This window comes from Haloferula sp., assembly GCF_049672945.1.
Lineage (GTDB): Bacteria > Verrucomicrobiota > Verrucomicrobiia > Verrucomicrobiales > Akkermansiaceae > Haloferula.
The window spans coordinates 1-2,434 of the sequence record NZ_JBATWY010000164.1 but is presented as its reverse complement, the minus strand read 5'-3'; the positions used below and the strand labels follow the sequence as shown (position 1 = coordinate 2,434).

At 58.3% G+C, this 2,434-nt stretch carries 2 protein-coding genes; both read right to left on the bottom strand.

Annotation, left to right across the window (positions count from 1 at the left end; genetic code table 11):
• On the bottom strand, positions 1–1,541 hold a 1,541-nt coding region (locus WBG04_RS14235; protein ID WP_424315116.1), incomplete at its 3' end, for an O-antigen ligase family protein.
• Between the two features lie 155 nt (positions 1,542–1,696).
• The coding region (locus WBG04_RS14230) for a sugar transferase (protein WP_424315115.1) at positions 1,697–2,434 on the bottom strand (738 nt) is incomplete at its 5' end.

Genomic DNA, 2,434 nt, shown 5'->3' with positions numbered 1-2,434 from the left:
AGGATGGATTGGTGCCGTAACCTTGCGGAGGCTTCTTCAGTGATTCCCTCACGAGCCGCCAATATGAGAAATAGCTTCCCGCTTTCTTCCGCAATCTCAAATCCCGGCCAGGCATCGCCAGCAGCATCAAAACGGGCGAAAGCTTCTTCCGTCGACATCTTTTCCCTGTCGTCCAACACGTAGACAACCGGCCACAGCCGTTCCAGCGCATAGGTTGCTTTAGATCCGGCCCACAGAAGGATCAGCCCCAGTCCGATACCCACCGGGTAGCGCATGAACCCTGATGCTGAGCCCTTTGCCCGACGTGGGAGAATCAATCCCAGCAGCATCCCAAACAGCATCACCAGTGGAATGAAATGAAACACAAAGCTCAGGTTCGCCTGAGTTACCATCGCCGCACCCGCCGTCAGCACACCGGCATGCACCGCATCCGAGTCGCTCTCGACGAGGGTATCACTTTTCTCCAAAGGACTGTCCAAAACCAGGCCCGCAAGGCAGCGCCAGATCGCCAGACCCAGGACGACCATCACCAACCCGGCCCCGATCACTCCATAATCGGTGATCGCCTGCAAAAGCTCATTGTGAACGAAGGGCTCGTTCTCGTGAGCCCAGCCAAATTCATCCGGATCCCACTTGCCATTGCGTTCCCATGAATAAGAGCGGCTTCCACCCCCCTGCCACAAATGGTCACGACTGGTCGCAAGTGCCAACCCGATCCATTCCAGCCTCGAACCCCCATCGGCAAGATTCGCAATCCCCTGCTCCTGCTGACGATCCGACTGAATCCCACTTAACACGATCCAAGCGACTCCAGCTCCTGCGACCAGACCGAATGGAACGATGGCTGCTGCGAGAGGGAACCAACGGTTCTTCCGGCGATAAAGGATAAGTGCAACCGCCGTCGCAAACACTAACAGTCCGATACCAAGGGCCAGCACCCCACCTCTCGAACCCGAAAGCGGAATCAACGCAAAGGCCCCGACCACGACGATGAGATAGCCCAGCCGCCTCCCCTTCACATCACTGCCGAAAACGGCCTTCCCCAAGAGAATCCCACCCGTTCCCAGCAGGTAGTTTGAAAAGTAGTTGTAGTGACCAAAAAAACCCGAGAGCTGCTCCCTGGGGCGCGCCTCATACGGCCAACAAAAAGAAGGATCCCGCCATTGAAGAAACGCCATCACCGCGTTGGCTACTACCGTAAGGGCGATTCCGTCATAGAGAAGCGTCAGCGCCTTCTTGTTGCCACCGTAGCCTGCGACAAGCCAGCAACTCGCCAAGAGCGCAATCACCAGCAAGGCGTCGGCGCGGGCGCCATCCAGAACCTCGGATTGATAGCAGCGAAGGATGATCCACCCCGCCGCCGCAAGCAGAGCGACTGCCAAAGGCAGATGGCAACGCTGACGGCTTCCGAAAACCCCAAACAATGACGCCACCCCAAGTCCCAGCAAGCCCGGGCCCCAGCTCCACGACGCCGTTTGGGCCCCAAAGAGCAGTGCCAGGGCCAGCGCCAACACGAAAAAAACTGCCGAAATCAGCTTCATTGATCACACGAACGGGACTCACCGCAAAGGCGCGAAGACGCCAAGGTCTCTGACTGGAGAAAGGCGGGGAGCTGGAGAAACTCAAAGCGGATGAGGCCGGAAGGTCCGAAGGTCCGGACTGCAATGGTCGATTTCCCGAAACACCGACCTCCTCCTCACTTCGCTCCCCAGCCAAAAAGCACGGCCGGCACCGTCTTCACCAAAATCCTCAGATCCAGCAGGAACGACCAGTTGTCGATGTAGCGAAGGTCCATTTCCACCCACTCCTCAAAGCTGGAAATCTTGTTCCGGCCACCCGCCTGCCACTCGCAGGTAATCCCCGGCTTCATGCTCAGGCGACGACGATGGGCGGATTTTGAAAAGGCCTCCACCTCGTAGAGCGGTAGTGGCCGCGGACCCACCAGACTCATGTCTCCGACAACCACATTGATCAACTGCGGCAGCTCATCGATGCTGAACTTCCTCAGGAAGGCCCCGAAGCGAAAGACGCGCGGGTCATTCTCAAGCTTGAAGACCGGACCATCCATCTGATTGCCGTGGTCTTTCTTGATCTTCTCCAGCAAGGCCTCGGCATCGGGCACCATCGTTCGGAACTTGCGCATGCGGAATGGCTTCCCGTAACGCCCGGCACGCTTCTGTTTGAACATCACCGGGGCACCCGGACTCGTCAGCTTGATCCCGACGTAGGCAAACACCCACAGCGGCAGCGTCAACAAAATGATCAGGCTGGCACCCACGCGGTCAAAGACTTCCTTGGTCGCGAGCTCCCAGGACAATTCGGGCGTCGACCGCAACACCAGCATCGGGCGTTCGCCCATCAGATCAAAAGTCGGTCGAGCCACCTGGGTGCGCATGAAGGAGGCCGCAATCCACGCCTCCACCCCCTGCAACTC